6 protein-coding genes are annotated in these 5,639 nt (G+C 44.0%); 1 reads left to right on the forward strand and 5 read right to left on the reverse strand.

Going from position 1 to position 5,639, the window contains the following annotated elements:
• The coding region (locus OSCI_RS01060) for a GAF domain-containing protein (protein ID WP_039961477.1) at nt 1-920 on the reverse strand (920 nt) is incomplete at its 3' end.
• A 446-nt stretch (nt 921-1,366) separates the two neighbouring features.
• Nucleotides 1,367-1,840 carry a TOBE domain-containing protein gene (locus tag OSCI_RS32195; RefSeq protein ID WP_007352979.1) on the reverse strand — a complete coding sequence of 158 codons (474 nt, stop codon included), beginning with the start codon at nt 1,838-1,840 and terminating at the stop codon, nt 1,367-1,369.
• 127 nt (nt 1,841-1,967) lie between these two features.
• On the opposite strand from OSCI_RS32195, the gene modA reads away from it, so the two are divergent.
• On the forward strand, nt 1,968-2,762 hold the full coding sequence (gene modA, locus OSCI_RS01070; protein WP_007352980.1) for a molybdate ABC transporter substrate-binding protein: 795 nt from the start codon (nt 1,968-1,970) through the stop codon (nt 2,760-2,762).
• Nucleotides 2,763-2,954: 192 nt separating this feature from the next.
• On the opposite strand, the gene OSCI_RS01075 is transcribed toward modA, so the two are convergent.
• The 3 genes from OSCI_RS01075 to OSCI_RS01085 all read right to left on the reverse strand — a co-directional run bounded on the left by OSCI_RS01075 (nt 2,955) and on the right by OSCI_RS01085 (nt 5,358).
• Nucleotides 2,955-3,164 carry a TOBE domain-containing protein gene (locus OSCI_RS01075; RefSeq protein ID WP_007352981.1) on the reverse strand — a complete coding sequence of 70 codons (210 nt, stop codon included), beginning with the start codon at nt 3,162-3,164 and terminating at the stop codon, nt 2,955-2,957.
• Nucleotides 3,165-3,524: 360 nt separating this feature from the next.
• Entirely contained in the window at nt 3,525-4,526 is a 1,002-nt protein-coding gene (locus OSCI_RS01080; RefSeq protein ID WP_007352982.1) for an LLM class flavin-dependent oxidoreductase, read from the reverse strand.
• Nucleotides 4,420-5,358: a type I restriction endonuclease gene (locus OSCI_RS01085; protein ID WP_007352983.1), complete on the reverse strand. Its 939-nt coding sequence runs from the start codon at nt 5,356-5,358 to the stop codon at nt 4,420-4,422. Before OSCI_RS01085 ends, OSCI_RS01080 begins: the two co-directional genes overlap by 107 nt.
• Nucleotides 5,359-5,639 lie beyond the last annotated feature (281 nt).

A 5,639-nucleotide genomic window follows, 5' to 3' on the forward strand; every position in this document is an offset into this window, starting at 1 on the left:
TTAGACCACTCGCAGACGATTGTGACTTTAGCTTTGGGAATTTGGTTGGGGGAGTGAGTTTTAAATAGGGGATCTGTGTATTTCAGCAGGGCGATCGAGCCGCGATCTACTTGCAGGGTATCGGCAGTACCCTCGATCGCTAGTTGTAGAATCTGGTTGAGTTCTAGAGGGGTGTCAATTATGCAGGTCAACCAACTGAGCAGAGTTTGGTATTGGGATTGACGGTGGACTGCTTGCTGTAGAGTGGTAATCTGTTGAGTTTTTTCAAGTTGAGAGATGGCGATCGCAGCCATTGTCGCTATGGCTTCTAGGCGCTCTAAATCTAAGACTGACCACACGCGAGGCTGTACGGAACCGATAACGATCGTTCCGTTGATGACCCCTCCTAAGCGAGTGGCGATCGCCAACATCCCCCGAAAAGGAAGCGATTCTCCTTCTATATCCAAGGTACTACTCACTTCCCTGGTCTGAATGTCAGCAATTGCCACAGAACGCCCGCCCAGGAGCATTTTGCCAAAAGCAGGACGCTCAGTCAGCGATACTAAGAATTTGTTAACTGGAGTTATTTTGGGCAATTGGGAAATCTCAGTAGAATCGACAGTCCGATCCATTTCCCAATAACCCGTCTGAATCTCTGCGCGATCGCTCTTGAGGGCAGCAACCAGACAACAGTCCCCCTGGCAAGCAGCCCCCAATACCTCTGCTATTTTTGGCAGCACTGTTTCTGGAACTAGGTTCGCCAGAAGAATTTGGGAAATTTGCTGCCCCAGTTGAGCAGGATCGGTCTGGTTCTGCATGAGACGACCCATAAATTTTTGAAGTAATACTGGTTCTTGCCCTGCGTGTAGATGCAATGTCAAAGGCTTTGCCATCCGCGAGTGAGCTCTAGCAAAGTCTTGATTTCCCTGAGAATTTATCATGATGGCAAAGCCGTTATTTAAAATGTTTTAGCCTGTAGGCCGCAGAATTGTACTCTACGGCTAATAGGCAAACCCTGTTTATAATTAGGTGGCCGCAAATAAAATAAATATTATTCTAGCGCAGGCTATCCCCCGCTGAATTGTGCTAGCTTTTCACCCCTACAAGTCAGGCATAGAAATAGTTGCGAACAATCTCGGCGCTCCTCTTCCCCGATTCTACCTTTAACTATGCCTACTTACTTATAATAAAATAGCTAAAATTTCTGAGATTGAATAGGCGCTATTGCCCCTCCGAGAATTTACGTAATACTCAATGTCAACTCTATACATACCCGGTCAAATATTTGACTTCACTAACTCACTAGAGTTATTATTAAGCTAATATTATAAAATATTTGTAATATTAATTGTGAGATTCTTTTGCCTGCAACCAAAACTTCTGGTTCTCACCCTGCTGCGATCGTTACACTACTGGATTTAATCACCGCAAAGACTTCTTTCCCTTTCTTTAATCCCAGTTTGTCGGCGGATGTACGAGTGACAATTGACACTAACTCTACTGATGGTGCGATCGCCAGGGTAACTTCCGCATTCACTGTACCTTTGACAATGCGTTTCACTTTGGCTCTCAAAACGTTGCGGGCACTGATTTGTAGCGCCTGTAATCCTACTGTACTCATCGAGCCGTTACCAAAGCTTGCCGAAGGTATCCCTTCTTCTCCTTCCTCCTCTAAATCCTCAGAAAATTCTATGGAGTTGACATTAAGTTCGGCAGAGGAGGACGATTGCCCCATCTGTCGAATCATTTCTCGCAAAATTTCTGTTTTTGTCCGCTGGGTCTGTTGACAAATCTGTTCGAGAATTTGCCGCTCTTCATCGGAGGATTGGAAAGTAATCCAGCCTTGCTCTTTTCTTGGCATCGTAGAATACCAAATAAGTTGGTATAATGTTGGTATGATTGGGAGTTGAATATCATTCTAGCGGTAAATCGGTCGTCCGATCGCTTTGAGCCAACTATACCAACCCAAATTTCTCAACTCAAGTTCTATGAAACGAAAACTTATTCTCGCCTTTGTAAGCGGATTACTGGCAGCTCTACTGGGAATCGGCTTCAAGGCAGTCATGCCCGTTCCAGTCAACGCTCAATCTCCTACGCTTCTAATTGCCGCCGCAGCTAGTTTGCAAGAAACCCTTAAAGAAGTCGATCCACTCTTTAAATCTGCCAACCCAGGGATTGCAGTCAACTACAACTTTGCGGCATCCGGGCCCCTTCAGCAACAAATTGAGCAGGGCGCACCCATCGATTTATTCATTGCGGCTGCAACTCGACAAATGGATGCTTTGCAGCAGAAAAATCTGATTCTCACCGATACTCGTCGCAACATACTCACTAACAGTCTGGTGTTGGTAGTGCCGAGTAACTCCACGCTAGGACTAACAAGCTTCAAGCAATTAACCAACTCCAACGTCAAAAGAATTTCGGTAGGAGAACCGCGCAGCGTTCCGGCTGGACAATACGCAGAAGAAGTGTTTAAAAATCTGGGAATTTTAGATCGACTAAAGTCTAAATTTGTCTATGGCAACTCGGTTCGCAACGTTTTAGGAACTGTTGAAAGTGGTAACGCCGATGCAGGAGTTGTCTATGCCACCGATGCCAGAATTTCAAACAAAGTAAAACAAGTGGCAACTGCTGCTAGTAATTTGCACTCTCCAATTGTTTATCCAATGGCAGTCATTAAAGCTAGTAAAAATCAGTCAACTGCCCGTGCCTACGCCCAATTTCTCACCAGTCAGAAAGCTCAACCTGTCTTTAAGAAATACGGCTTTGGTATTGCTAAATAGTCTTTAAAGAAGGGGCTAGGGGCTAGGGGCTAGGGGCTAGGGAAGAGAGGAAAATAAACTTCCGGTCAAGCTAAGTCAAGTCTGAAAAGAAGGGGCTAGGGAAGAGAGGAAAATAAACCTCCGGTCAAGTTAAGTAGATTCTGACCGGAGGTTATTAAAAGCCTTTGTCGCGATCGGATGATTATAGACGATCTAATCGATGGCGATTATGACATCCGATGCTTTGATCACTGCGTATACTTCCTTACCGGCTGCCAGTCCTAGATTTTCAGCCGAGGTTTTGGTAATAACGGCTGTAACTTCCACACCAGGAGACAATTCGACTGTCACTTCATCGTTTACCGTGCCTGTCACCACAGACTTCACTATTCCCTTCAAAGTATTACGAGCACTAAATTTCATTCACTTTCTCCTAAATTACAAACTTATACGGCAGGCATAAACATAGGTTTTGGATTATCAAAAATGCCGGGATGAAAAGCCATCCCAGACCCTCAATAATTCATTGTTTTGCCTGTTCGCAACTGTTTGGGTTAACGTACTTATTATACTTGCTTTAGCTCCATAATGTTTATTTGCTTTATAAATACCGAATCCCGTAATATATAGCAGGAAGCTAGGGGAAAAGGCAGGAGGTTGACTGTATCAATAATTTGGAGAATTGGTATTAGCGATCGCTATAACTCAATTCTTCTTCCCTCTTACCTGAGCATCGGAGCATCGTATCCCTTTCTTCTTCCCCTAGCCCCTAGCCTCTAGCCCCTAGCCCCTACAAATTTGTTCTGCATAGCAAGTCAAGCTAGTGAGATTCTTTTGCAAATCAAAGGAGCAAGGCTTCAATGCCAATGTACCTAAATTTAATTCATCCTGAAATCGTTTAATTTTGTCGCGACAGGTGGCGACACTGCCGATAATTGAGTTCTCCAACAAATAGGTTTCATCAAAGCAAGTTTGTTGATTGGCAGATGGTTTGAGATGCTGGGTATTGCCATCATGTTTTAGACTGGCAACATTTTTTGTCATCCTAGTTACAAAAGAGCGAATAAATGGTAAAGCTTCTTCAATTGCTTCCTCATCGGTGCGACTGACAAAAAAGAAACGAGAGAGCACTAACTTTTCAGCACCATTGGAATTAATGGCGCGATAGTGAGCTAGATTTGTCTTCAATCGATCGAGAGAAAAGGGTGCGCCTCCCATCAAACCAAAGGAATGTAATGCTGCTTGCTCAATCGCATCTCGATCGCTCGTTGCTAGATAAACTGGAATCGGAGACTGTAACGGTTTGGGATGGATAGTTAAGCGATCGCATTGATAATACTTTCCCGCAAACGAAACCTCCCTCCCGTACAGCAACTTATCAACCAACTCCAAGGCTTCTAACATCCGGTGGCGAGATTCGCTCATGGCAATGCCAAAATGTTGATTTTGCTCTGGAAACGGGCCACCTTTTGCTACTCCTAATAACAATCTGCCATTACACAAATGATCTAGGGTAGCGATTTCTTCTGCCACTGTCACGGGGTTATGAAATGCCAGCAAAACAGCAGCAGATCCAAGTTTAATCCGGGATGTCACTCCTGCTAGATATGCCATCAATACCGTAATCGACGGGTTAATATGAAAATCGCTAAAGTGATGTTCTGTAATCCACGCTTCCTCAAAACCCAAGGCTTCGGCATGGAGCACCAACGCATTCTGTTCGACGATTGCTCGCTGGGCATCCTGATAGTGATTTTCGTAGGTGCAAAAGAGTCCTGTCTTCACAATTTATCTCCAAGTATTTAGGGGTAGTAATAGTACAAAATGAATGAGAAATTAGCTTTTTGGTTAACATTGTCTTGGTCTGTCGAAAGACAATAAAATACTGAACGATCTCAAAGAAACGCCGCTTATCGAAAACACCTTGAATTAATTTTTCTATCTCGGTCTGCCCTGCAAAAGAGCTATCTTCTCCGTTAACCGAGTTAATTGTAATCAATTGTTTCCATGAATTTGTGAGTGTGCCGATCCGAGACTGCACACCATTAGAAAGCACTAACAACTCATTAAATGCGAAAAACTTGGGCAGGTGTTCTTTATAATCTTGAAGCTGTAAATAAGCAGTGCGGATTGACCATGATTCATCCCCGCCATGCAGACCATGAAAGACTGCTAAGGGTAATCCGTTGATAAAGATAATTAGATCCAGACAATGTTGATAATCTCCCTCAATCACAGGAAAAGAGTGGATTACTAACCAGTCGTTGTTAAGTAAATTGGAGAAATCTATCAGTTCTAAGGTAAGGGGTGTACCAGACTCGGTTACTGAAGACTCAACTTGAATACCATTCAATAATTGCAAATGCCATTGACGGTTTTGTTGCAGCATTGGCCGGCTGCGAGTTGTTGTGAGCTGATGGAGGAGAGACTCAATCTGCTGAGGTGTAACCGTTGGATTAATGCGCTGCATTGCCTGACGAAAGCGATCGCCCAGTATGCTATTGCAATAACTTCGCAAAATCCCCTGATGTCGTCCTGAGACAATATCTGATTGAAGCAAAACGGTATAGCCCAGCACCTCGAACCATGTCAGCATAGCTTCTACAAGGGGTTCCATAGACTTAGAGTCGTTCAACCAGGTAGTGACACGATCTCTAGTCCGATTGGTTGTGTTTTGGGGCGATCGACTCATAGATTCCAGAAAGCCTCAATGACAGTAGAGCAATCTTACTATTTACCAACTATATTGGTATCAACCTGGATTTTGGATTAGCAATTAAGGATGTACTCGCAAACTCTAGCCTGCTGGTAGTCAACTTCTCAAATTTCTATTAGGTCAGGGTACGAGTATTTTTTTTGCGGTTAGGGGCTAGGGGCTAGGGGCTAGGGTAAGAGAGA

Source organism: Kamptonema sp. PCC 6506 (genome assembly GCF_000180455.1).
Lineage (GTDB): Bacteria > Cyanobacteriota > Cyanobacteriia > Cyanobacteriales > Microcoleaceae > Kamptonema > Kamptonema formosum.